General features: G+C 65.5%; 19 protein-coding genes and 1 tRNA gene. 7 read left to right on the top strand and 13 right to left on the bottom strand.

Going from position 1 to position 24,037, the window contains the following annotated elements; translation table 11 throughout:
- Nucleotides 1-24: 24 nt before the first annotated feature.
- From phnN to ACLI1C_RS07570, 5 genes are all read right to left on the bottom strand, one after another.
- A complete protein-coding gene (phnN, locus tag ACLI1C_RS07590; protein WP_411396268.1) occupies nucleotides 25-588 on the bottom strand; it encodes a phosphonate metabolism protein/1,5-bisphosphokinase (PRPP-forming) PhnN in 564 nt (187 codons plus the stop codon).
- Nucleotides 585-1,733: an alpha-D-ribose 1-methylphosphonate 5-triphosphate diphosphatase gene (locus tag ACLI1C_RS07585; RefSeq protein WP_411396267.1), complete on the bottom strand. Its 1,149-nt coding sequence runs from the start codon at nucleotides 1,731-1,733 to the stop codon at nucleotides 585-587. The genes phnN and ACLI1C_RS07585 overlap by 4 nt, the downstream gene beginning before the upstream one ends.
- A gap of 197 nt (nucleotides 1,734-1,930) precedes the next feature.
- Nucleotides 1,931-4,114 carry an esterase-like activity of phytase family protein gene (locus ACLI1C_RS07580; protein WP_411396266.1) on the bottom strand — a complete coding sequence of 728 codons (2,184 nt, stop codon included), beginning with the start codon at nucleotides 4,112-4,114 and terminating at the stop codon, nucleotides 1,931-1,933.
- Nucleotides 4,115-4,201: 87 nt separating this feature from the next.
- Complete coding sequence (locus tag ACLI1C_RS07575; protein WP_411396265.1) at nucleotides 4,202-5,035, bottom strand: YoaK family protein; 834 nt, start codon at nucleotides 5,033-5,035, stop codon at nucleotides 4,202-4,204.
- 134 nt (nucleotides 5,036-5,169) lie between these two features.
- Nucleotides 5,170-6,441 carry an O-acetylhomoserine aminocarboxypropyltransferase/cysteine synthase family protein gene (locus tag ACLI1C_RS07570; protein ID WP_411396264.1) on the bottom strand — a complete coding sequence of 424 codons (1,272 nt, stop codon included), beginning with the start codon at nucleotides 6,439-6,441 and terminating at the stop codon, nucleotides 5,170-5,172.
- 212 nt (nucleotides 6,442-6,653) lie between these two features.
- On the opposite strand from ACLI1C_RS07570, the gene ACLI1C_RS07565 reads away from it, so the two are divergent.
- The 6 genes from ACLI1C_RS07565 to ACLI1C_RS07540 all read left to right on the top strand — a co-directional run bounded on the left by ACLI1C_RS07565 (nucleotide 6,654) and on the right by ACLI1C_RS07540 (nucleotide 14,362).
- On the top strand, nucleotides 6,654-7,457 hold the full coding sequence (locus tag ACLI1C_RS07565; RefSeq protein ID WP_411396263.1) for a hypothetical protein: 804 nt from the start codon (nucleotides 6,654-6,656) through the stop codon (nucleotides 7,455-7,457).
- 239 nt (nucleotides 7,458-7,696) lie between these two features.
- A complete protein-coding gene (locus tag ACLI1C_RS07560; RefSeq protein ID WP_411396262.1) occupies nucleotides 7,697-8,428 on the top strand; it encodes an ABC transporter ATP-binding protein in 732 nt (243 codons plus the stop codon).
- 2 nt (nucleotides 8,429-8,430) lie between these two features.
- Nucleotides 8,431-10,794 (top strand): ABC transporter permease, encoded by a 2,364-nt coding sequence (locus ACLI1C_RS07555; RefSeq protein ID WP_411396261.1) that lies wholly within the window; start codon nucleotides 8,431-8,433, stop codon nucleotides 10,792-10,794.
- A 4-nt stretch (nucleotides 10,795-10,798) separates the two neighbouring features.
- Entirely contained in the window at nucleotides 10,799-11,980 is a 1,182-nt protein-coding gene (locus ACLI1C_RS07550) for an efflux RND transporter periplasmic adaptor subunit (protein WP_411396260.1), read from the top strand.
- Nucleotides 11,981-12,024: 44 nt separating this feature from the next.
- Nucleotides 12,025-13,278 carry an MgtC/SapB family protein gene (locus tag ACLI1C_RS07545; protein ID WP_411396259.1) on the top strand — a complete coding sequence of 418 codons (1,254 nt, stop codon included), beginning with the start codon at nucleotides 12,025-12,027 and terminating at the stop codon, nucleotides 13,276-13,278.
- Nucleotides 13,279-13,387: 109 nt separating this feature from the next.
- Nucleotides 13,388-14,362, top strand: coding sequence for an alpha/beta fold hydrolase (locus tag ACLI1C_RS07540; protein ID WP_411396258.1), 975 nt, complete (start codon nucleotides 13,388-13,390; stop codon nucleotides 14,360-14,362).
- Between the two features lie 16 nt (nucleotides 14,363-14,378).
- Here the strand turns inward: ACLI1C_RS07540 and ACLI1C_RS07535 are convergent.
- From ACLI1C_RS07535 to ACLI1C_RS07525, 3 genes are all read right to left on the bottom strand, one after another.
- Nucleotides 14,379-14,469: transfer RNA gene (locus ACLI1C_RS07535), tRNA-Ser, on the bottom strand.
- A gap of 117 nt (nucleotides 14,470-14,586) precedes the next feature.
- Nucleotides 14,587-15,285, bottom strand: coding sequence for a glutathione S-transferase N-terminal domain-containing protein (locus tag ACLI1C_RS07530; protein ID WP_411396257.1), 699 nt, complete (start codon nucleotides 15,283-15,285; stop codon nucleotides 14,587-14,589).
- A 96-nt stretch (nucleotides 15,286-15,381) separates the two neighbouring features.
- Nucleotides 15,382-15,822 carry a glyoxalase superfamily protein gene (locus ACLI1C_RS07525; RefSeq protein ID WP_411396256.1) on the bottom strand — a complete coding sequence of 147 codons (441 nt, stop codon included), beginning with the start codon at nucleotides 15,820-15,822 and terminating at the stop codon, nucleotides 15,382-15,384.
- Between the two features lie 335 nt (nucleotides 15,823-16,157).
- On the opposite strand from ACLI1C_RS07525, the gene ACLI1C_RS07520 reads away from it, so the two are divergent.
- Entirely contained in the window at nucleotides 16,158-16,925 is a 768-nt protein-coding gene (locus ACLI1C_RS07520) for a sulfite exporter TauE/SafE family protein (protein WP_411398258.1), read from the top strand.
- A gap of 136 nt (nucleotides 16,926-17,061) precedes the next feature.
- On the opposite strand, the gene ACLI1C_RS07515 is transcribed toward ACLI1C_RS07520, so the two are convergent.
- The 5 genes from ACLI1C_RS07515 to ACLI1C_RS07495 form a co-directional block, all read right to left on the bottom strand.
- Entirely contained in the window at nucleotides 17,062-19,152 is a 2,091-nt protein-coding gene (locus ACLI1C_RS07515; RefSeq protein WP_411396255.1) for a molybdopterin-dependent oxidoreductase, read from the bottom strand.
- A gap of 707 nt (nucleotides 19,153-19,859) precedes the next feature.
- Nucleotides 19,860-20,459 (bottom strand): hypothetical protein, encoded by a 600-nt coding sequence (locus ACLI1C_RS07510; protein ID WP_411396254.1) that lies wholly within the window; start codon nucleotides 20,457-20,459, stop codon nucleotides 19,860-19,862.
- Nucleotides 20,460-20,702: 243 nt separating this feature from the next.
- Nucleotides 20,703-21,017, bottom strand: coding sequence for a quaternary ammonium compound efflux SMR transporter SugE (sugE, locus tag ACLI1C_RS07505; RefSeq protein ID WP_411396253.1), 315 nt, complete (start codon nucleotides 21,015-21,017; stop codon nucleotides 20,703-20,705).
- Nucleotides 21,018-21,151: 134 nt separating this feature from the next.
- Nucleotides 21,152-21,958 carry a hypothetical protein gene (locus tag ACLI1C_RS07500; RefSeq protein ID WP_411396252.1) on the bottom strand — a complete coding sequence of 269 codons (807 nt, stop codon included), beginning with the start codon at nucleotides 21,956-21,958 and terminating at the stop codon, nucleotides 21,152-21,154.
- Nucleotides 21,959-21,981: 23 nt separating this feature from the next.
- Nucleotides 21,982-23,952: a DEAD/DEAH box helicase gene (locus ACLI1C_RS07495; protein ID WP_411396251.1), complete on the bottom strand. Its 1,971-nt coding sequence runs from the start codon at nucleotides 23,950-23,952 to the stop codon at nucleotides 21,982-21,984.
- Nucleotides 23,953-24,037 lie beyond the last annotated feature (85 nt).

The following is a 24,037-nucleotide window of genomic DNA, read 5'->3' as shown; positions in this document are numbered from 1 at the left end:
GGCCTGCAGGTTGGGGAGTGTGGACTAGGCGCGTTCCACCAGCTTGGCGGCGTCTTCGAGGAGGCGCACGAACTGGTCGCCCGCGGTCTCCAGCTCTCCGGAATTGTCGATGCGGATGGTGCTGGCCGGAAGGCGGCTGTCGACGCTGCGGTCGAGGCGGCGCTGGATGGATTCGGCGGTTTCGCGGCCGCGATTGGCGAGGCGCTGGGCGATGACGTCGCGGTCGGCGGTGACCGAGACGACCAGGGCCTCGGGATAGCGGGCGACCAGCGCCGGGATCACGCCGCGGGAGAGGTTGGCGACCACGACCTTGCCGGCGGCCAGATCGCGCTCGAGGGCGATGGGCAGGCCATAGCGCAGGCCATGCGCATCCCAGCTGAGGGCGAAGGCGCCATCGCGCTCGGCCAGTGCGAAGGCTTCGGCATCCATGCTGTCGTGATCTTCGCTGCCGCCATCGGCCTGGCGCGTCACGACGCGGCGCACGAAGACGACGCGGCCGGTTGCCGCCAGGCGTTCGCGGGCAAAGCCGATCAGGCTGTCCTTGCCGACACCGCTCGGGCCGACGACGGCGACGAAGGTTCCGGTCATATCACCCGCCTGCCCTGCCGCCAGACGGTGCGCACGATGGGAATGCCATCTTCGACGCGCACCTGCACGAAATCGGCGCGCTTGCCGATGGCGACTTCGCCGCGATCGTGGAAGCCCGCGGCCTCGGCCGGGCGCTTGGTGACCATCTGGATGGCCCGGGCGAGGTTGATCGCCTGGACATTGTCGGCGAGGGAGAAGGCCGATTGCAGCATGGAAAAGGGGATGTAGTCGGAGGAGAGGATATCGAGCAGATCGGCCTCGGCCAGGGCGCGGGCCGAGACATTGCCGGAATGGGAGCCACCGCGGACGACGTTGGGGCCACCCATCAGGATGGCCATGCCGGCCTGGCGCGAGGCCCTGGCCGCTTCGAGCGTGGTGGGGAATTCGGCGACTTCGGTGCCCAGGGTAACGGCTTCCTCGACATGGTCGCGAGTGGCGTCGTCGTGGCTGGCGATGACGATGCCCTTGTCGCGGCAGATTTCGGCAATGGCGCGGCGATGCGGCCCGGCATGGGCAATGGACTCGGCGTTGCGGCGCTGGATGAAGTCGTCGAGGGCCGCGTCGCTCATCTTGAGCTTGCCCTGGTAATAGACCCGGTAGGCATCGGCGCTGGCGAACTGGCGCTGGCCGGGCGCATGGTCCATCAGCGAGGCCATGCGCACCTGCGGATCGTCCTGGAGCACGGCGAAGCTTTCGAGGCAATCGGGGGCCGAGACTTCGCAGCGCAGGTGGATGTGATGCTCGGCGCGCAGGCGGCCGGCGGCATTGCCGGCGCTGATGGCGTCGGCCAGGGTCTTCATCTCGGTGGCGCCGAGGTCGGCATGCTCATCCATGCCGACGCGCAGGGCGTCGAGCACGGTGGTGATGCCGGAGGCGGCGATCTGGGCGTCATGGGCCTGCACGGCGGCGACCGGGTTCCAGCGCACCTTGGGGCGCGGGGCAAAGTGGGTCTCAAGATGGTCGGTATGCAGTTCGACGAGGCCCGGGATAAGGTAGTCGCCATCGAGGTCGTGACCGGTGCGCGAGGATGGGCCGATATCGGTGATGATGCCGCCATCGACCCGGACCGAACCATCCAGCACGGTGTCGGCCAGGACGATCCGGGCATTGGTCAGGACGAGTTCCCCAAGGGCGACGGTGTTCATGGTGCGGACGATTCTGCGGTTCGTGAAAGCGGTTATTGCGCCCTGCGGTAGCCCAGTTTGATGACAGTTTGGCGACTTTGCGGTGCAGCCTATCGGGCAGCCCTGAAGGAACCGTAGCCAGTCGTCGCGCGTGGGCGGCCGAAAAGCAAGGGGCCGGATCCGCGGATCCGACCCCTGTTTGTTTGGATGCGGAACGGCTAGAGCGCGCCGATGGACCAGAAGAAGGTCTCGCCCGAGCTGTCGTCCACGCCGTCATTGTCGGTGATGACGTAACCGGTGCCGGTGGAGTCGATGGCCAGGCTCTCGACCTTGTCGACGACGTAGCCGTTGAAGGCCATGAGGTCGGGCACGAGGTCACGCACCAGTTCCTTGCTCACGACGGGCAGTTCGCCATCGAGCGGGGCCGAGACCAGTTCGCTGACCGGCACGCGATAGATGGCCTTGAGCTGGGCATTGGCGGCGATCTGGTTATCGCGCTCGACGATATAGGCGAAATCGCCATGCACGGTGATTTCCGACAGGCCGACCCAGGCACCCTCAGCAGGGGCCTCGAGCGGATAGCGGACGGCGCCCCATTCCTCGCTGGCCGGGTTGTAGGAGACGAGCTTGACGAAGCCCTTTTCGTCATTCTTCCACTCGCGCTGGATGGCGATCCACAGGGTCATGTCGTCGCCCTCGCCGATGGCGGCAATGCCTTCCGAACCCGAGCGGATTTCATGGGCCAGCAGAGCGGCCGGGAAAGCGATCTCGTCTTCGATCTCGCCATCGGCATTGACGTGGAACAGGGCATGCGGGGTCAGATCGCCGGTATCGCCTTCGGAGGCGAGCCAGAAGCCGCCTTCGCCGTCCAGCGTGATGCCTTCGAGGTCGAGCTTCTGGGCCGGCGCACCGTTGCGGGTGATGACGGTTTTCTTGACGATGCGGGCCGGCTTGGCAGTGGCGTCGATCTCGTAGATGGCGGCTTCGGCGAAGACGCTGTCGCTGACGGCATAGAGAATGCCGGGCTTTTCGGCATCGCCAACGGCGCCGGACAGGGCAGCCCAGCCGATCGGCTTAGCGTCGGCATCGAGATCGGACATGATGGTCGGATAGGCCGGCTCGCCTTCGGCAAGCTCATAGATCATGACATGGGCCGGCGCGGCGCCATCGGGCGACAGGTCGGTCTCGTTGGCGGTGACGTAGAGATTGCGCGAGGGGATGGCCAGGGCGCCTTCCGGGCCGACGCCGGAGGGCAGCGACTGCCAGTATTCCGGCACATCGCCGGTGTCCTTGTAGACAGCGACCAGCGAGGAGCGTTCCTGGTTGACGAAGATGAAGCGGGTGTCGCCGAAGGTGCCGACTTCCATGCCTTCGGGCTCGACGCCCTTGGCATCGGACCGGCCTTCCGGATAGTGGCCCAGCTGGGCGGCGATATATTCCATCGAGACGCCGCTCTCGTAGAGCTCGGTGCCGTCCTTGTGGAAGATGGTGAAGCCGCGCGAGCCGCCTTCGTAGTCGCCTTCATTGGCCGTGATGATGCGGTTTTCATCGAGCCACTGCACGGCATCGGGCTCGCGCTTGCGACCGGGCTGGCTCTCGGTGAAGCTCAGCTTGCCGTCTTCGGTGGCGTCAATGCCGTCCAGATCGACAGTGCCAGCGCTGAAGTCGTTGATGATTTCGCCGGTCTTGCCGTTCAGAACCACGATGTGGTTGTTTTCCTGCAGGGTGACGACCAGTTCGTCGAGGCTGTTGAAATCGGTATATTCCGGCTCGGCATCCTCGCCGGCGAAGTCGGCGACGCCGGCCAGTTCGGTGACGCGCATGGTGGCGCAATCGACGGAGCCTTCGGCGACGTCGAAGAAGGTGATGTTGCCACTGGGCAGCTGCGGAAGGGCACCGTCGTTGAGGTCCTCGTCGCGCTGGTTTTCCATCGAGATGGCGATCAGCGAGCCATCCATGTTCTTGGCGATGGCGTCGGGCTGGCCACCCAGTTCGCAGGTGACTTCAACAGCCTTGCTCGCCTGGTCGATGACCGCGAGATAGCCCTTGGGCGCGGTGAAATCTTCAGTCGTGTCGACGGTGACGAGCACCTTGCCGCCGATGAAGGTGACCGAGGTCGGACCGCCTTCGAGCGTGACGAAACCGCCGGCCTTGGGCGCGGTCGGGTCGGTGATGTCGACAAAGCCGATGCCGCCCAGCAGCGCGTTGGAATAGACCAGGGTCATGCCATCTTCGCTGGCGTTGATAATCTCAGCCGAGTTCTCGACGCCCTCTTCGGCATCGGGATTGTTGAGAGCGACCGGGAAGCTGGCAATGCGGTTGAAGTATTCGGCGGAAGTGGCCGACGCCGTCGTGGCCAGCAGCGTCGCGGTCAGCGCGAGCAGGAATTTGGATGAAGACATGATGGAGCCCCTGTTGCAGTGGGCTCCGCATAGGGCGGCCATGCTACAGGCCGATGACGTGGATATGACGGCTGCATGACAGCCGGCTCAGGCGCCGGGCGCGCGCCCGACGGCGTCGTTCAGCAGGCGCGGCGCGGCCATGACCATGAGCACGGCGGCCAGCGGAATGGAGAAGACATAACCGAGGTGGCCGAAGCCAAGGGCGCCCACGACGCCGCCGAGGAAGAACATGCCGACGACGCGCAGCAAGATGCTCAGCTTCTTGCGGTCTGCCGTGACCCGGAGAGCCTCGGCCTTGGTCTTGTCCCTGTGCCAGTAGAGATATTTGCCCAGCTCGATGCCGATATCGGTGACCATGCCGGTGAGGTGGGTGGTGCGCATGCGGGCGCCGGAAATCTTGGTAATCGTGGCGTTCTGCAGGCCCATGATGAAGCAGAGCAGCGGCGCAGCGAGCGCCATGAACTGCGGCGCTTCCTGGCTGGCCGTGCCCAGCACGCCGAAGGCCAGCAGGAGCAGTGCCTCCAGGGCGATGGGATAGGCATATTGCCGGGTCCGGGCGTTGCGACGGCCCCAGTTGATGAGGACGGCGGAGCAGCCCGCGCCCGCAGTGAAGGCCACGAGGGCGACGATGCCGGCCCCGACAATGCCAAACAGGCCCAGAGCCAGGTTGTCGGCAATGGACGAGACAATGCCCGTCATGTGGGAGGTGTATTGGCCGATGGCGAGAAATCCGCCGGCATTGATGGCGCCCGCGACGAAGGCGAGAACCACGCCCAGAATCGTGTCGGTCACGCCCGATCGCCGATGGGCGACGGCGGTGCGCAGAAACTGCATGCGACTGCGGCGGCGGGGACGGTGTTCGATGGCAGTTCCGATCTGATGCCCTGAAACGGCGCGATCGGCCGAGCGGGTGCTCGGCATGGCGCGTCCAGTGCTGATGACGCTGGGGTGGTGCCGATGTTGGCACGCGCCCTGCCCGCGCTCAAGAGCACGCAACCTTGGAACAGGTGGCCCGGCGATGGCCTGCGTCAGCAACCATCGCCGGGACGACAGGATCAGGACTTGGCGAGTGCCTGCTCGATATCGGCGAGGATGTCATCGATATGCTCGATGCCCACCGAGATGCGCACCAGATCCTCGGAGACACCAGCGCGGGCCAGCTCTTCAGGATTGAGCTGGCGATGGGTGGTCGAGGCCGGGTGGCAGGCCAGCGACTTGGCGTCGCCGATATTGACCAGCCGCAGGATCATGTTGAGCGCGTCGATGAACTTGCCGCCGGCTTCCTGTCCACCCTTGATGCCGAAGCTGACAATGCCCGAGGCCTTGCCCTTGGTGATGCGCTTGGCGACCGCGTTGTACTTGTTGCCGGGCAGCGCGCCGTAATTGACCCAGCTCACCTTGGGGTGGCTCTCCAGGAACTCGGCCACTTTGAGCGCATTCTCGCAATGGCGGTCCATGCGCAGGCCTAGGGTCTCAAGACCCATCAGGAACAGGAATGCGCTGTGTGGCGACAGGGCGGCCCCGGTATTGCGGAGCGGCACCACGCGGCAGCGCCCGATATAGGCTGCAGGCCCCAGCGCCTCGGTATAGACCACGCCGTGATAGGAGGGATCGGGCTCATTGAGCACGGCAAAGCGCTCCTTGTTGGCCTTCCAGTCGAACTTGCCGCTATCGATGATGATGCCGCCGATGGAATTGCCATGACCGCCGATATACTTGGTCAGGGCATGCACAACGATGTCGGCGCCGAAATCGAAGGGGCGGCAGAGATAGGGCGTCGCCACGGTGTTATCGACGATGAGCGGCACGCCATGCTTGTGCGCGATCTGCGCCAGCCTCTCGATGTCGACGACATTTCCGGCCGGATTGCCGATGGATTCGCAGAACACGGCCTTGGTCCGGCCGTCGATGGCCTTGTCGAGGGCGTCGAAATCATCGCCCGCGGCCATGCGCACTTCGATGCCCTGGCGTGGGAAACTGTGCATGAAGAGGTTGTAGGTGCCCCCATAGAGCTGGCTGGTGGCGACGATGTTGTCGCCCACCCCGGCAATGGCCTGGATGGCATAGGTGATGGCCGACATGCCCGAGGCAACCGCCAGGCCGGCAATGCCGCCCTCCATTTCCGCGACGCGCTTTTCCAGCACATCGGTCGTGGGGTTCATGATGCGGGTATAGATATTGCCGGGGACCGCCAGATTGAACAGGTCGGCGCCATGCTTGGTATCGTCGAAGGTGAACGAGGTGGTCTGGTAGATGGGCACTGCCGCAGATTTCGTCGTCGGGTCAGGCGTATAGCCGTGGTGCAGCGCCAGTGTTTCAAGCTTCATGGGTATTCTCCTCCGTCAGGCCAGTGCCGGCCCAAATCAGGGCGCCACAATAGCGGCCAGCGACTTTATGCCAAGCCCATGGTGGAGGAGGTGGGGCTCGGGGTTGCATGTGTGGCGGGCTGAGCGACTGTAGTTGCGATGGGGACAAAGACGGCCCAGCGCTAGGCGAAAAACACGACATCAGCTAACTGTCGACCTAGTGAGGACCCTTAATGCTGATGCTAGTTCCGCGCCCGCTTAGGATAATTGGCAACGCCATATTGCTATTTTTTGCGGTTTTGGGCGGTATCCTGTCGCTAGCGCAGCTCCCGCAATTCTGGCAGCCGGTTGACGCGCGGACGGTGATCCTAAGGCTAGAGGACATCGTAGTAGTAACTCCAAGCGTGTTTGGACCTCGGCTGCAGTTTGACGACCGAGCACTGGGTAACGATCAATTAGTTGAGACGACCATCACCCTCTGGCGTGACGGGGGAGCCCCGATAGAACCCGACATGATCCGTCGCCCCTTGCAGTTTAAGATGCCCGCTGGGTCGCGCGTCGCTGCAGCGAAAATTGTTGACCAATATTCCAGCATACCGAACAACTTCAGTGTTGCACACTCGGACGATGAGGTGGTCATTGGATGGAAAGTATTCGACCCCGACATGGCCGTGAAGGTCGCAATAGCCCGCATAGGCTCCGAAGACTCCCCCACCTACCTGGACAACATTGGCCCAGGAATCAACGTGACGAATAATAGGTACAACACCGCTAAGACGGTTTATTATTGGGGAGTGCTGGGAGTGGCCTTCGTTTTGGCCGGCGCTTTTATATCAGGCGCTAACTTGGGCGCGCTCGACAGAATGGCTACTTGGGGCGACAAAAGAATTGAGCGTCTTCCAAAACCGATCCAGATCGCGGTTGCATTGGTAACTACAGTCATTGTCATATTCGGGCTAGTTGCGGCCCTTGTTGGTTCGTTTCGCTTCATCCCATGGCTGCAAGCGCTAGTGGTGCCTCCGATACCGTTCACCTGATCCTTGCCTGGAATGGGGCCCCGGCCCACCCTCGTCGTAGCCACGCCTCAAGATCCAAGCTAGCCGGCACGACATCTTCCCGAAGACCGCAACTCGCCACCGATTTGACATGCGTCAATCACTGGGTGGCGGAAGATGCTTAGCTTGGGCCAGCAGGGCGCGTATCGTGTCCTGGGTCATGTCCACGGACCGTGGTGTCCGGCAGGTCCCGCAGATGCGGCAATATGGCGGAATATTGCATGCCCGATGAGCCAGCAGACGATGCCCGCGCCCACCTGCTCCGAACGGAGAAGCTGACCAAGACCTATGCCATGGGCTCGACGACAGTCGTTGCCCTGGACGCAGTGGACTTTGCCGCGCGCGCCGGAGAGTTCATCGTCATTCTCGGCCCGTCCGGTTCGGGGAAATCGACCTTTCTCAACCTGGTGGGAGGCCTCGATACGGCCACGTCCGGACAGGCCTGGTTCCGGGACCAGCAGATCACCGGGCTGGGCGACGCCGCCCTTACCCGCTACCGGCGCAACAGTGTCGGCTTCGTCTTCCAGTTCTACAATCTGGTGCCGAGCCTGACGGCACGGGAGAATGTGAAGCTGGTCACCGAAATCGCCAAGACGCCGATGCGGGCCGAAGAGGCACTGGACATGGTGGGGCTGGCTGATCGCATGGACCACTTTCCGGCCCAGCTATCGGGCGGCGAGCAGCAGCGGGTTGCCATTGCCCGCGCCATTGCCAAGCGCCCTGACCTGCTGCTGTGCGACGAACCGACGGGGGCGCTCGACTCCAAGACCGGCATTGTCGTGCTGGAGGCGCTGACCAAGGTGAATGCGGAAATGGGCACGACGACGCTGGTCATTACCCACAATGCCGCCATTCGCACCATAGCGCATCGTGTCGTGAGCTTTGCCGACGGCCGGATCGCCTCGATCGAGCGCAATGCCGACCGGCAAGCGGCCGCATCGGTGCGGTGGTAGCGATGAGCGCCCTCCACATCAAGCTGTTCCGGGAGATGCGGCGCCTGTGGGCGCAGGTGCTGGCAATCGCGCTGGTGATGGCTGCAGGCGTGGCGACGCTGCTGATCGGCGTGGGCACCTACCAGTCGCTGGACCAGACGCGCAATGCCTATTACCAGGCCAATCGCTTCGCCCATGTGTTCGCGACGGTGACGCGGGCACCCCGTTCGGTGCTGCAGGATATTGCCGATATCGATGGCGTCCTGTCGGTGGACGGGCGCATTTCCAAGATCGCGCTGGCAGATATCGAAGGGGTCGAGGAACCTGCTTCGGTGTTGCTGGTGTCGCTCGCCGAGGACGGCGTGCAGGGGCTGAACCGGCTCTATCTGCGGAGCGGACGGCTGCCCGAACCATCCGGCGCCACGGAGGCGGTGGTCAGCGAGATTTTCGCCGCGGCGAACGGCTTTCGCGCAGGGTCGCAGCTCAAGGTCGTGATGAATGGGGCACAGCGTCAGCTGACGCTGGTCGGCGTCGCGCTTTCGCCAGACTATGTCTATGCGGTAGCACCGGGCGAGATCATGCCGAATGAGGGCCGCTTCGGTGTGGTCTGGGTGCCTGAATCGGTGCTGGCGGGGGCGTATGACCTGAGTGGCGCCTTCAATGCCGTCTCCGTCCGGCTGCTGCCGGGGGCCTCGGAGCGGGAGGTGATTGCGCGGCTTGACCGGCTGCTGGCGCCGTTTGGCGGCCAGGGCGCCTATGGACGGGCGCAGCAGACCTCGCACGCCTATCTCGACTCCGAACTGATGCAGCTGCAATCCATGAGCCGGGTGCTGCCCCCGGTATTCCTGCTGGTGGCGGCGTTCCTGGTCAACATGACGCTGACCCGGCTGATTGCCCTCGAGCGCGAGCAGATCGGCCTGCTCAAGGCGATCGGATATTCGGCATGGTCGATTGGCTGGCACTATGTCGAATTCGTGCTGCTGATCGCGGTGCTGGGTATCGCCATCGGCCTGGCGCTGGGCACCTGGGCCGGGGGTGCGCTCACCGAGCTTTACGCGCGGTTCTACAGCTTCCCCGTGCTCGTGTTCAGCCGCGAGCCCAGCCTCTATCTCATTGCCGGGGGCACGACGATGGCGGCCGCGGTGCTGGGGGCGCTCCGCGCGGTGCGCGCCGCGGCGCGGCTGCCACCGGCCGTTGCGATGTCGCCGCCGGCGCCCCCGGCCTATCGCAACCTGCTCGCGGGCCGGTTCGGCTTGGTGATCGAGCTGCGCAAGACCTGGGTCATGGTTTCGCGCCACCTGCTGCACTGGCCCTGGCGCACCGCCGGCGGGGTAATCGGGCTGGCGCTTTCGGTGGCGGTGCTGGTCGGATCGCTGTGGTCGGTGGGCGGGGTCGACTACATGATCGACTACACGTTCAACCGGACCGAACGGCAGGATGCGACGATCAATTTCCTGGGCACCCGCCCCGCCTCGGCAGCGCAGGCGGTGGAGCGGCTGCCCGGCGTGCTGGCGGCGGAGCCGTTCCGGGCCTTGGGGGTGGAGATCGGCAGCGGGCACGTGACCCGCCGGATCGCCATTATCGGCCGTCCGGCGGCGGCCAGCCTGACGCGGCTGCTGGACACGAACCTGACCCGGGTGGGCATTCCCGAATCCGGTCTGCTGTTGACGCGGTCGCTGGCGGACATCCTGCGCGTGGGGCCGGGAGACATCGTCAACATCCGCCCGCTGGAAGGGACGCGCCAGAGCCGTCCGGTCCATGTCTCGGCGCTGGTGGAAGGCTATCTGGGCCTTGGCGCCTATATGGAGCTGGGCGCTCTGCAGGACCTGGTGGCCGAGGGAGACCAGATTTCCGGGGTCAATATCTCGGTGGATACGCTGATGCAGGACGCGCTGTTCGCGCGGCTCAAGCAGACGCCGTCGCTGGGGCAGATCTCGATGCAGACCGTGGCATTGCAGCAGTTTCGCGCGACCATGGCGCAGAACCTCTATGTGATGATCGGGGTGCTGGTAGGCTTGGCGGGCATCATAGCCTTTGGCGTGGTCTACAACTTCTCGCGCATTTCGCTCTCCGAGCAAGGCCGGGAGATGGCCAGCCTGCGGGTACTGGGTTTCACCCGGGCGGAGGTTTCCACCCTGCTGCTGGCCGAAATTGCCGTGCTGACGCTGCTGGCCCAGCCCCTAGGCTGGGGGCTGGGGTTCCTGGTGGCATTCGGCATGGTGGAGGGGTTTTCTAGCGAGATCTTCACCATGCCCTTCGTCATCGGGCCGGAGGTGTTCGCCTATTCGAGCCTTGTCGTGATGACCGCCGCGCTGGTGTCCGGATTGATCGTGCGGCGGCGCATCGACCGGCTCGACATGATCGCCGTTCTCAAGACCAGGGAGTAGACACATGTGGAGCCGCATCGTCAGCATCGCGGTCGTTCTGGCCCTTGCCTCGGCCGTGGCCTGGGCGCTCTGGCTACGGCCGATCAGCGTGGAAACGACAACCGTCGCGACCAGTGACCTCGTGGTTACGGTTGAGGTCGATGGCACCAGCCGCATAAGGGAAGTGTTCCAGGTCTCGGTGCCGGTCGCCGGGCGGCTGACGCGGGTGGGCCTGCATGCCGGGGACGGCGTCGAGGAAGGCCAGACGCTGGCATCGATCCAGCCGGTCGATCCCGGACTGCTCGACGAGCGCTCGCGTCGCATCGCGGAAGCCGCGGTGCAGGCAGCGCTGGCGGGCATTGCCGTGGCCGAGGTGGGCCTGGCCCAGGCCGAGACCAACAGCGCCTTTGCCCAGGCAGAACGGGAGCGGACCACCACACTGGCGGAACGCGGGCTGGTCTCGACGCAGGCGGAGCAGCGGGCGGTCCTGGCTGCCGAGACGGCGCAGAAGAGCGTCGAGGCGGCGCGCGCCACGCTGGTGATGCACCAGCGGGAGCTGGAAAGCGCCCAGGCCGCGCTGATCGAGGGGGGCAGCGCGCCGACCGGGGCGTGCTGTGTCGACGTGAAATCGCCGGCGAGCGGACAGGTGCTTTCGGTTCTGGCCGAGAGTGAACAGGTGATGCAGGCGGGCACGCCCCTGATGGTCATCGGCGATCCGGACGACCTGGAGGTGCAGGTGGATGTGCTGTCCAATGACGCGGTGCGCATCGTCACCGGCGCGCCGGCAAGCATCGAAGGATGGGGCGGGGACCCGCTGCGTGCCGAGGTCGTGCTGATCGACCCCATGGCCGTGACCAAGGTGAGCGCCCTTGGAATCGAAGAGCAGCGGACGGGGGTAACCCTGCGCTTCCTCGACGGACCCGAAAGCAGGCCCGGCCTTGGCCATGGCTATCGCGTCACCGCCAGTATCGTGGTGTGGGAGGGCAAGGATCTCGTGACCATTCCGCTCGGCGCGCTGTTCCGCAGCGGGCAGGACTGGTCGGTCTTCGTGGTGGAGGACGGGGTTGCGCGCCTCCGGATATTGACGCTTGGACAGCGCAATGCCGAGCTGGCGGAGGTGGTCAGCGGGCTCGCGCCCGGCGAGACGGTCATCATCCACCCCGGCGACAATGTTGCCGATGGTCGGGCGGTGACGCCATGGAACTGACGCAAGTCGGGCCCCTCTCCTTTCCGGTCGTGCGGTAGGCGGCGATGGAGCAAACCGATCTCCTCAGCCGTCTCGGCGTCGCCCTCGCCATCGGCCTGCTGGTCGGGCTGGAACGGGGCTGGAGCCAACGCGGCCACGAAGACCACCGGCGAGCCGCCGGCTTTCGCACCTTCGCGCTGTCGGGCCTGCTGGGCGGAGTGGCCGCGCTGATATCGGCCAGCACCGGTGGCGTCGTGCTGGGCCTCATCTTTGTCGCCTATGCGGGGGTGTTCGCCGCCTTCCACTGGCTGGAGGCCACGGTGGACCAGGATGTGAGCGTCACCTCGGTGATCGCCGGCCTGCTCACATTCCTGCTCGGCTCGCTGGCCGTGCTGGGGGACATCGGGGTTTCGGTGGCGGGCGCCGTGGCGATGACGGCGCTGCTTGCCTTCCGGGAGCAGCTGCACCGCTGGGTCAAGACCCTGACCTGGGCGGAGATCAGCTCGGTTCTCATCCTGCTGGCGATGACCTTCCTGCTGCTGCCGCTGCTGCCGAACCGGACGATCGACCCATGGGGGGCGATCAATCCCTACGAGGTCTGGTTGCTCACCATCCTGATCGCCGCGGTGTCCTTCATCGGCTATGTAGCGGTGAAGATCTTCGGCGATCGCATGGGCATATTGCTCGCGGCGGCCTTCGGGGGGCTGGCGTCATCCACGGCGACAACGCTCGCGCTGGCCCGGATGAGCAAGGAGCGGCCGGAATCGGCCCGGCTGCTGAGCGCCGGGATCCTCCTGGCGGGCGTTGTGATGATGGCGCGGGTGGCGGGCATTACCCTGCTGCTCAACGCCCCGCTGGCAAGCCAGACCATCGGGCCGATTGCGGCGGCCGGCGCCCTCCTCGGGCTGGGCGCATTCCTTTTGACGCTGGGCCATGGCGGGCCGACCGATCCACTGACCACCACCAGGAATCCGCTGGCGATAGACACGGCGCTCAAGCTGGGCGCGGTGATTGTCGCCGTCATGCTGGCGGCCGGCTATCTGCGCACGGTCCTGGGCTCGGCCGGGGTGGTGCTGGTGGCGGCGGTGTCCGGGATCGTGGATGCCGACGCGCTGACAATCTCGATGGCACATATGGGCGGGAACGGGGTGGAGCTGCGGGTCGCCGCCCAGGCGATCATGGTCGGGGTTGCCGTCAATACCGTCACCAAGGCCGTGCTGGCCTTTTCAGTCGGAGACCGGGGCCTTGGCCTGACTGTCGCCGCCGGGAGCCTGGCCGCGCTCGCGGCAGGTCTTGGTGTCGCACTGGTGGCGGCCTGACGGCCCGGCCATGGAGGGCGCGACCCATCGTTCGATGGCTTGATCCGGGTCAAAGACACTCGGCCTGGCGACCGGCACCCTGCGACAAGAGCTTCCGAGAGGCCTCGTGATGAAACCACTTCGCGTTGCAGCATTGGCTGGCCTAGTCGTCCTGGTGGTCGCAGGCGTGACGATCTATCTGTCCTTCGCGGCTGATATGCGAAAGGCCTATGCCGCAATCACCGGCCGGAGCGCGATTGTCGAGACGGCCGCGGGGCCGATCGAATATGCGGAGGCCGGGACTGGGCCCGACCTGCTGACCATTCACGGCGCGGGCGGCGGGTTCGACCAGGGGCTTGAGAATGCCGCGTCCATGCTGGGCACGGGCTTCCATCTGGTTTCGCCCTCCCGCTTTGGCTATCTCGCGACCCCAGCGCCACAGGACGTGTCGCCCGCCGCCCAGGCCGACGCCCATGCCGCCCTGCTTGATGCGCTGGATATCGAGAGGGCTGTCATCCTGGGGGTTTCGGCCGGGACCCGGTCGGCGCTCGAGCTGGCGCTGCGTCACCCCGACCGGGTGAGCGCGCTGGTTCTGGTGGTGCCGGCCACCTATGCCGCAGACATGGTGCCCCTAGAGACGCAGCGGGAGGCGGACTTTCCCTTCGTGCTGTGGCTCGTCAATGCCGGGGCCGATTTCGCCTGGTGGGCACTTGAGCATGTTTCGCCGGATACGCTGATCCGCTTCATCGGCGTCCCCCCGGAACTGGTGCACGACGCCTCTCCCGCCGAGCAAGAGGCGGTGATGACGATGGTGCGGAGCATCGAGCCGCTGTCGGCGCGGTTTGCCGGCATCAACATTGACAGCAATCCCGACCTGACCGAGCGGCCGCTGGAGAGCCTGGCCGTCCCCACGCTGCTGATCACCGCAAAGGACGATCTGTTCAACACCTGGCCCTCTGCAGAGTACGCGGCGGCGCACATTCCCGGCGCACGGCTCATCGTCTACGATAGGGGCGGACACTTGCTGGTGGGCCATGGCGAGGCGGTGCGCAAGGAGATCGCGGATTTCCTGGCCGAGGCCGGGGTAGCGGCTGGCAGGGACTAGTCGGGTTTGGGGGAAGTGGCGGAGAGGATGGGATTCGAACCCACGAGACCCTTTTGAGATCTGCGCCCTTAGCAGGGGCGTGCCTTCGGCCACTCGGCCACCTCTCCGTCACCGGGTGGATAGCGGGCGGGGTGAGGCATGGCAAGCGGTTTTTGGCCCGCTGGGGATAGTGGCCCGGTTTGCAGGGGCCGGGTCCGGTTGGTGCCGGACCCGACTGGTTGAGATCAACGCTGGTTGAACAGAATCTTCTGGGCGTCCTTGTCCTCGGCCAGGCTCTTGGCGGGGACATCCTTGCCCCAGGCCAAGCCGCGGGCGACGGCCGGACGGGCGTTGAGGCGCTCGATCCAGGCCAGGGCATTGGGGTATTCGGCCCGGGTGATGTTATAGCGCTCCCAGGACTGGGCCCAGCCAATGGAAGCGATGTCGGCGATGGAATAATCGCCGGCTATGTAGTCGCGGCCCTCGAGCTGGGTGTTGAGCACGCGGAACAGGCGATGGGTCTCGTCGGTGTAGCGCTTCATCGCATAGGGGATTTTCTCGGGCGCATAGACGTTGAAGTGGTTGTTCTGGCCCAGCATGGGGCCGAAGCCGCCGACCTGCCAGAACAGCCATTCATCGACCTTGACCTGCTGGCGCAGGTCTTCGGGATAGAACTGGCCGAACTTGATGCCGAGATACTTGAGGATGGCGCCCGACTCGAAGATCGCGATCGGCGCCCCGCCCGGGCCCTCGGGATCGACAATGGCCGGGATCTTGTTGTTGGGCGAGATGGCCAGGAATTCCGGCTTGAACTGGTCGCCCTTGCCGATATCGATGCGGTGATAGGTCCACGGCACGCCCAGTTCCTCGAGCATGATATGGACCTTCTGCCCGTTTGGCGTGGGCAGCGAATAGGCTTCGATCGGCTGGGTCTGAGTGGTCATTGCCGGTTCCATTGTTGATTTGATGCGTCAAACTATCGGCATTTGACGATGAAGGGCAAGGCAACAAAATTCGTTGCCCTGCCCATATGTAGCTCATCATGCCCGCTTGAGGATCATCTGTGGATTGCCATTGCCCCGCAGCGCCGAGGAGATGCCGTGCCTGTCGATGGTGGACACGACGCGGTGGCGCAGGGCCGCGAACATGAAGGTGGGCGTGACATTGACGGGGGTGTCGAAGGTCACGGTCACCGTCATGTGCTGCATGTCGCCCAGGAGCTGGACGCCGATGAGCAGGCCGGTAAAGGGCTGATCGAGATAGAGCCCCTTGACCCGCATGCCGACCTGGAAGGGCACGGCCACCCGATCGGGCAAGGCGGCGCGGGCAGTGTTCCAGTCGCGATAGCCATGGGCGCGGGCGACGGCTTCGAGCGCGGCGCCATGCGACAGGGTTTCGCCGGCCAGGGCGCGCTCCTGACGGAGGGACTTGGCTTCGGATTTCAGGGTCTGGGCGGAAGGGGTGTCGAGTGAAAACGACATGACGAGGTCCTCTCATGCAAATGGGGCGACTGTTTCCATGGGGGCTCGCTTTGCCATGATGCGCCTTGCAGGGGATGAACCGGAGTTCGTTCTCATGCGCGGAGACTGGACTTCACCATCGGAAATGCTTCCGGCGAGCGGCGGGTGCCAGCGACCTGAGCCGGATATGTGCGCGACGGGGCGCTTTGTCAACGGCATGGCGGGCATGCGATCAATCGCGGTGATGGGGTGATCAGCGATTTGTGTTGGGCGAACTGATGCGACCAGCGTATGTGCGCAGACCAAGACCCCAACCCGACCTCCCCCTGAAGGGGGAGGAGAAGAGGCCCGTGACCATGATCGAAACACTGTTCCTGTTGATTGCCGGCCTATTGGGCGGGGCGGTCAATTCGCTGGCGGGCGGAGGGTCGTTCATCGTGTTTCCGGCCCTGCTGTTTGTCGGGGTGCCGCCGGTGATCGCCAATGCGTCCAACACCTATGCGGCCCTTCCCGGCTATGTGAGCGGGACGGTGGGCTATTGGCATGCCATGGCCAAGCACAAGGACAGGCTGGTGCTCTATGCCATCATGGCGGCGGTGTTCGGCTATGTGGGTGCCGAGCTGCTGCTGGTGGTATCGGACGAGCTGTTTTCGCTGGTGGTGCCCTGGCTGATGGGCTTTGCCGTGCTGCTGTTCATCTTCGGCAACCGGATCAATGGCCTGGTCGCGTCGCTGCATGGCGGGCGGCGGGGGATGAAGGTGCTGGGCCAGGCGCTGCTGATGGCGTTCCTTGCCGGCGTCTGCGTCTATGGCGGGTTCTTCAATGCCGGGCTGGGCATTCTGCTGCTGGCCTTTCTCGCCACGGCGGGGATGAGCGACATCCATGCCATGAACGGGCTCAAGCTCTATATCTCGGCCATCGTGGCGCTGGTGGCGGTGGCGCGGTTTGCGCTGAGCGAGTCGATCGACTGGTATCACGGCTCGATCGCGCTGGTGGGCGTCGTGATCGGCGGCTATCTGGCGGCCAAATATGCGCATCACATTCCGACACAATGGATTCGGATGGCCGTGATTGTCTATGGGGTGTTCATGACCGGGTATTTCTTCTGGGGGGCTTACGCCTAGTCCCCGCCATTCGGGCATAGCCCTCATGGCCTTCTTGGCTTGAAAGGCTCCACCGGAGCCTTTCATCCGCTGCGCGGATCGCCGGCGAAGTCACCTCAAATCGCTCCACTGGAGCGATTTGCCCGCTGGGACGGCTCTAAGCCCGCCTGATCCAGACCGCGGCGTCGTGGAAGGCAGCGCCGCCGAAGGGGGGGGCGGGCGTGGCGTTGGTGAGGGTGTTGATGCCCCTGCCCCCGCGATGGGCCTTGTTCTGGTGCAGGCCCTCGGCGATGAGGACGCCGGTGGGCAGGCCGGTGCGGATGCGGGCAGTGAGGTCGACCGAACCGCGGCGATTGCCGAGGGTGACGAACTGGCCCTCTTCGATGCCGAGACGGGCGGCGTCATCGGGATGGATGAAGACCGAGGGCACGCCTTCGCGCTTCCGGCTGCCGGGCGTTTCGTTGAAGCTTGAATTGAGGAAGGCGCGGGCCGGGCTGGTGGCGAGGCGGAACGGGTGCTCGGCATCGGTGGCCTCGGTGATAGCCCAGTGGTCGGCGAAGCGCGGCATGTCGGCCGGGTCGCAGGTCCAGAGATAGCCCTTTCTGTCGGCGACATCCTGCCAGTTCGGGGCGAAGCGGAAGCGCTGGTCGGGCCAGGCGAAACCATCGGCAAAACGAGCCGCGGCGTCGGGGCGTTCGCGATCGACGAAGCCGGTCTTTTCCACTTCATCGAGCGCGGGATAGCTGGAGCGACGGAAGGTTTCGGCGACGACGTCGCGGTCCGCCATGTGGAAGCTCTCGTCTTCGAGGCCGAGGCGCAGGGCCAGGGCGTTGATGACTTCGTGGTTGGAGCGGGTCTCGCCGGGACGCTGGATCAGCGCGGGGCCGTAGAGCACGCGGGTATGGCCGCCGCGGGTGTAATAGTCGTTATGTTCGAGGAACATGGTGGCGGGCAGGACGATGTCGGCCAGTTCGGCCGTCTCGGTCATGAACTGCTCATGCACGACGAGGAAGAGGTCGTCGCGGGCGAGACCCCGGCGGGTCAGCGTCTGGTCGGGGGCGACAGCGGCGGGATTGGTGTTCTGGACGATCATGGCCCTGACCGGACCGCCCTGCTTGAGCGCCCTCGGGTCGCCAGTCAGGATCGGGCCGATCTCGGACATGTCGAGCCAGCGCGGATCGCCCTTTTGCAGATGCGTGCCGGTGAGGCGGGACTTGTCGAGTTTCCAGGTGCCCGAATTGGAGTGGAAGGCACCGCCGCCGCGATGCTGCCAGGCGCCTGTCATGGCAGGAATGCAGAGGGCGGCATGCATGGCGGTGGAGCCATTGCGCTGGCGGGTGAAGCCATAGCCGAGGCGGAAATAGGAGCGCGGCGTGGTGCCGACGAGATGGGCGAAGGCCTCGATCTCGGCCACGGTCAGGCCGGTGATTTCGGCGGCCCATTCGGGCGTCCTGCCGGCGAGGTGGGCTTCGAAATCGGGCCCGAAATCGGTGTATTTGGCCATATAGGCGCGGTCGGCCAGACCATCGCGCAGCAGGACATGCATGACGGCGACGGCCAGCGCGCCATCGGTGCCGGGGCGGAGGATCAGGCCCAGATCGGCCTGGGCCATGGTGGCGGTCTGGTAGATGTCGATGACGACGACCTTGGCCTTGCGCTCCTTTTTGGCGCGCATGGCATGGGTCATGACATTGACCTGGGTATGCACGGCATTGGTGCCCCAGATGACGACGCAGTCGCTCTCGGCCATCTGCTCGGGATTGACCCCGCCGAGCATGCCGGTGCCGGCGATGTAGCCAGGCCAGGACGTGCCGGTGCAGATGGTGTCATATTGGCGGGAATAGCCCTTGGCGGCGCGCAGGCGGTCGATGCCGTCGCGATGCACATGGCCCATGGTGCCGGCATAATAGTAGGGCCAGATGGCCTCGGCGCCGTGCTCGGCTTCGATCTGGGTGAAGCGGGCGGCGATCTCGTCGAGGGCTTCATCCCAGGAGATCCGGGCGAACTGGCCGCTGCCCTTGGGGCCGGTGCGGCGGAGCGGGTGCAGCAGGCGCTCCGGATGGTGCACGCGCTCGGCATAGCGGGCGACTTTTTCGCAGATGACGCCGGCGGTATAGGGATCATCCTTGGCGCCACGCACCCGGCCGATGGTGGCATTGTCGATGATGTCCACATCCAGCGCGCAGGCGGATGGGCAATCATGCGGGCAGACCGAACGGGCGGTACGGAGGGCGACGGGCTGGTTCATGGGTGGAGATTAGCGGAGGGCCGGACCGCGCTCAATTGAATTGGGGTGATGCCGGGCATTTGCGGCGTGAATGGGCGTGCGGAGGCGCCGCCTGGGTCGCGGTTGTCAAAAACGAGCGGGCCCCGAGGCGGATGCCGCCTCTGGAAATTTAAAAAACGAGACGGTAGTCGCCTCGGGGTGCCGGTTTTTGGAACAGTCCCGGTTATCGCGCAGCATGATCGCTCGCCATGCTGCGGCCAGGTCTCGAACCTGCGCGAGAGGCAAAGCCCGCGCCCGGCTCACCCCAGCCACTGTTCGCCTGCAGGCCGCCCGTGCGGGGTGATGGGCAGGAGTGTGCCACAGGTTTTGGGGAGGGGGATAAGCGTGGGGATAAGTTGGGGGGCTCGATGCCGCAGTCGACAGGGATCAAGGGTGGGTGTGGTTTGGCCCCGATATCCGGGCTCCCGTCACCCCCTCCCATCCTTCTCACCTCAAATCGCTCCACTGGAGCGATTTGCCCTTCGGGACGGATCGGAGCCCATCAAGGGGGAGGTGCCGTCCCGTGGGTGGGGTAGCATCGTGCGCCCGTCGTTCGGCAAGAGAAGAGCCCTCGGGTCGAGCACGAGGGTGACGTGCGGTGGGTGGGGTACGCCCTGCCATTCGAGCGCAGCTCTCATGGCCTCTGAACCCAAAATCGCTCCACTGGAGCGATTTTGCCTTCGGCCGGCTCAGAGCGAGGCAAAGGCCTTGGTGGAGGTTTCGGCGTTGCGGCGGGCGCGGTTGGTGGCGTGGATGGCCAGCTGGGCGGCGCCGGAGTGGAACTGGGAGAAGGTGACGCGCTGGGCATCGTGCGTGGCGATGGTGACGCCGCGCCAGCAGGGCCGGACGGCGCGGACGTCGGACCAGGCGATGCGGGTTTCGCGGCCGAGGGCGCTGCGGTGCTCCAGCACGGAATTGTTCCAGCGCACCTTGGTGAAGAGCCCGCCAAGGCCGATGGCGACAGCGCCCGAACCCAGCATGACGGAGGCGATGAAGGTGGCCACCATCTGGGTGGCTTCAACGTGCCGCGTGCCACCGATGACGATGATGGCGCTCATCAGCACCACGGCGAGAGCCGCCGCGCCGTAGCAGGCAAAATATTCCACCATGGAGGGGCGCAGTTCGGACCAGCCATCGACGCTGACGGCTTCCTCGCTCTGGACCAGGCGCAGGGCCAGGAAAGCGGCATAGCCAAAGGCAACCACCCCAGCGGCGCGGGCGAGCGGCAGACCTTCGGTGAGGGGGATGTATTTGAGGGCGATGAGGGAAACGATTACGAATAGTGGCAAAGCCACTTCCTGCCAGCGCAAAGGCACTATTGCTCTCCAACTGTGAACTTGGGGGGCCGGCGACGCGAATTCGGCATTCCTGTGTCGCGAATCTAACAAGCCACGCTGATTTGGCCATTAACAAAATGGGGAGCGGGCCGGTTCGCGTGGAACTTCAACTTTTTTGTCACAGTCCCGGCGCTGAGAAGATGATTCAAGGCGCCGGCAAAGTGATTCAGGCCGGCGCCTCAAACATTTGAAATATCAAGAGAAAAGCTTGAGGCCGACGATGCCGGCGACGATCATGCCGATGCAGGCCAGGCGCGCCACGGTCGCCGGATCGCCAAAGAGATACATGCCAAGCAGCGCCGTGCCGACGGTGCCGATGCCGGTCCAGATGGCGTAGCCGGTGCCGACCGGCAGATCGCGCAGGGCCAGACCGAGCAGGATGACGCTGACGATCATGGCCGCGACAGTGAGCGCCGTGGGAACGAGTCGGGTGAAGCCGTCGGTATATTTGAGGCCGATGGCCCAGCCCATTTCGAACAGGCCGGCAATGATGAGGTAGACCCAGGCCATGGGGATGACTCCTGAAAGGCGGGTCGTCCCGGCCGAAAGACATGCACCCGAGGTCGTCCTGGGCGGAGTGGTGATAGGACAAATGGGCACAAAGGTGAAGTGCCGCAAGGGCAGATCAGATGTGCCGGCGGGGACTAGCCGGGCGGCAGGTCGATGCCTTCGCGGGCGCAGAGGGCGGCCATGGCGCTGCCGGGCGCGGGAAGCGGCATGTCGGCGCGGCCGCGGCGGGTGAGCTGGCTGCGCCAGAGGTGGATGGCGAGGGTCTCGGGCCTGATGGCGGGATCGACGCTGGAGCCGGGCGTCATCAGCGCCGGGATATCCTCATAGGGGATGGGATAGAGCACGCTGCTGGGCAGGACGCGTGACGCCAGGCCGCGGCGCGCGACATAGTGGGTGAGCGCCATGGGGCCGGTGGCGCCATATTGCATGTCTTCTGGGGCAATCTTCTCGCCGAAAAGGCGGCGGACCGCGACCTCGATGCGGCGGACAGGCGGCAGATGCGGCTCGAACAGGGGCCGCTCGGCCTGGGTGAAGATGGCCAGCAGATCATCGAGCAGCGGCGCATCGGCCGGGATATGCAGCACGGCGCCGTTCACCGAGCCGGGCCGCTCATAAGCCATGAGATAATCGGGCGGCCCCTCGATGGGGCGTACGCAATAGACGTCGAGATCGGCATAGACGCCCCTGCCCTGCCTGAGGGCCATCATGCGGAAATAGTCCGAGAAGACGCCGGGCGTGCCCTTGCCCTTGTAGAAGACCAGCTTGTCACGCGGCAGCACCTTGGCGGCGTCGCGCGCGACGGCGCCGGCGGGCAGGCCGGGCACGGGATCGAAGGAATAGACCTCGACCGTGTGCCCGTGCCGGTGGAAGGAGGCGATCGAGAGCGCCTCCAGCCAGCTCATGGGGCCATGCCAGAAGCTCACAATGGTGGGTAGAGTCATTGCGTCACGGTGCTCGCCAGAGTTCAGACCTGCGGCTTGCGCTTGGGCTTGTGGTCCTTCTTGGCAGGCTTTTCCTTCTTGGCAAAGGGCGCGCCTTCGGCAGGCTTGCCGGCCCATTTGGGCTTGCCCTTGTCCTTGCTGGGCGGCGCCTTGTTGACCTTGGGCGGCCGCGGCTTGTCGAAATCGGGCCTGGGGGCACGCGGGGCTTCGGCCTCGGCGGGGTTCCAGCCACCGGTGGCAGGAGGAGCCTCCAGATCATCCGGACGCAGACCGGCCGAGCCATAGCGGGCCTGACGATCGGCGCGGCCGGGGCGCGGCGCGTCGGGATCGAAGCGCTCGACCGGGCCTGGCGGGCGACGCTGGCTGGGCGGAGGGCCGGCGCGGCGTTCGCCCGGACCATCGACGGGCGCAATGGTGACGCCACGTTCGCCGCTACCATTCTTTTCGACGCTGCGGGCAAAGGCATCGGCCTTCTGGGCGGCGACCTCGAAGATGGATTCGGTATCGAAGATTCGGATCGAGCCAATGGCGGTCTTGGTGACGCCGCCGGCCTTGCACAGCATGGGCAGCAGCCAGCGCGGCTCGGCCTTGTGCTTGCGGCCAACGGTGACCTTGAACCAGGTGCCGCCCTCGAACTTTTCGCGCGTGCGCGGGTCCTTGTCGCCGGGCTTGTCGAAGACCGGGGCGTCGGAGACATCCTCGGGGGCGGGACGGGCGGCCAGCTGCTGGCGCAGATAGGCGGCAGCAATGGCCTCAGGCGTGTAGCGCGCCAGAAGCTGGGAGACGAACTCGGCCTCTTCCTCGCCGACCGGCTGGGTCAGCCCCTCGGCGGTGAGGATGCTCTCGCGGTAGCGGGCCTCGATTTCCTCGGCGGAAGGCGGGGCCATCATGGTGACGTCGAGGCGGGCCGTCTTGAGGATGCGCTGGGCGACGGCCCGGCGATGCATCGGCGCGATGATGACGCAGGTGCCCTTGCGCCCTGCCCGGCCGGTGCGGCCCGAGCGGTGCAGCAGCGTATCGGCATTGGTGGGCAGATCGGCGTGGATGACGAGATCCAGGTTGGGCAGGTCGATGCCCCGGGCGGCGACGTCGGTGGCGACGCAGATGCGGGCGCGGCCATCGCGCATGGACTGCAGCGCATTGGTGCGCTCGGACTGGCTGAGCTCGCCGGAGAGGGTGACGACGTCAAAGCCTCGGTTGTGCAGGCGCGCCGAGAGGTGCTTCACGCCCTCGCGGGTGGAGGCGAAGACGATGGTGTTGACGGCCTCGTAGTAGAGCAGCGTGTTGATGATGGCGTTTTCGCGCTCGGCGGAGGGGACAAGCATCAGCTTGTAGTCGATGTCGGCATGCTGCTCGGTGCCGCTGGAGGCAGCGACGCGCAGGGCATCGCGCTGGAAGGTCTTGGCCAGCTGGGCGATGGGCTTGGGAACAGTGGCCGAGAACAGCAACGTACGACGGTCTTCGGGAGCAGCGTCGAGGATGAATTCGAGGTCTTCGCGGAAGCCCAGGTCGAGCATTTCATCGGCTTCGTCGAGCACGACGGCGCGCAAAGCCGACATGTCGAGGGCGCCGCGGGTGATGTGATCGCGGAGGCGCCCCGGCGTGCCGACGACGATATGGGCGCCGCGTTCGAGGGCGCGGCGCTCGGTGCGCGCATCCATGCCGCCGACGCAGGAGGCGGTGCGGGCGCCGGTTTCGGCATAGAGCCATTCGAGTTCGCGCTGCACCTGGAGGGCCAGCTCGCGGGTCGGGGCGATCAGCAGCGCGAGCGGCGCGCCGGTTTCGGTGAAGCGTTCGGCATCGCCCAGCAGGGTCGGCGCGATCGCCATGCCAAAGGCAACGGTCTTGCCCGAGCCGGTCTGGGCGGAAACGAGCAGGTCGCGCCCGCTGGTCTGGTCTTCGATGATGGCGGCCTGGACCGGCGTCAGCGTCTCATAGCCTTTGGCGGCGAGGGCGCGGGCAAGCGGGGCAAGGATGGTATCAGGCAGGGACATTACTGGCTTTCTGGACGCCGCCAAACATTGGCGTCATGGCCGCATGGGGCGGGAGGCCCGGTTTGCGGATGGAATTTGAGGTCGA

The organism is Devosia sp. XGJD_8, from assembly GCF_046614475.1.
Taxonomy (GTDB): Bacteria; Pseudomonadota; Alphaproteobacteria; order Rhizobiales; family Devosiaceae; genus Devosia.
The sequence above is the reverse complement of the archived record's forward strand: the minus strand, read 5'-3'. Positions and strand labels throughout refer to the sequence as shown.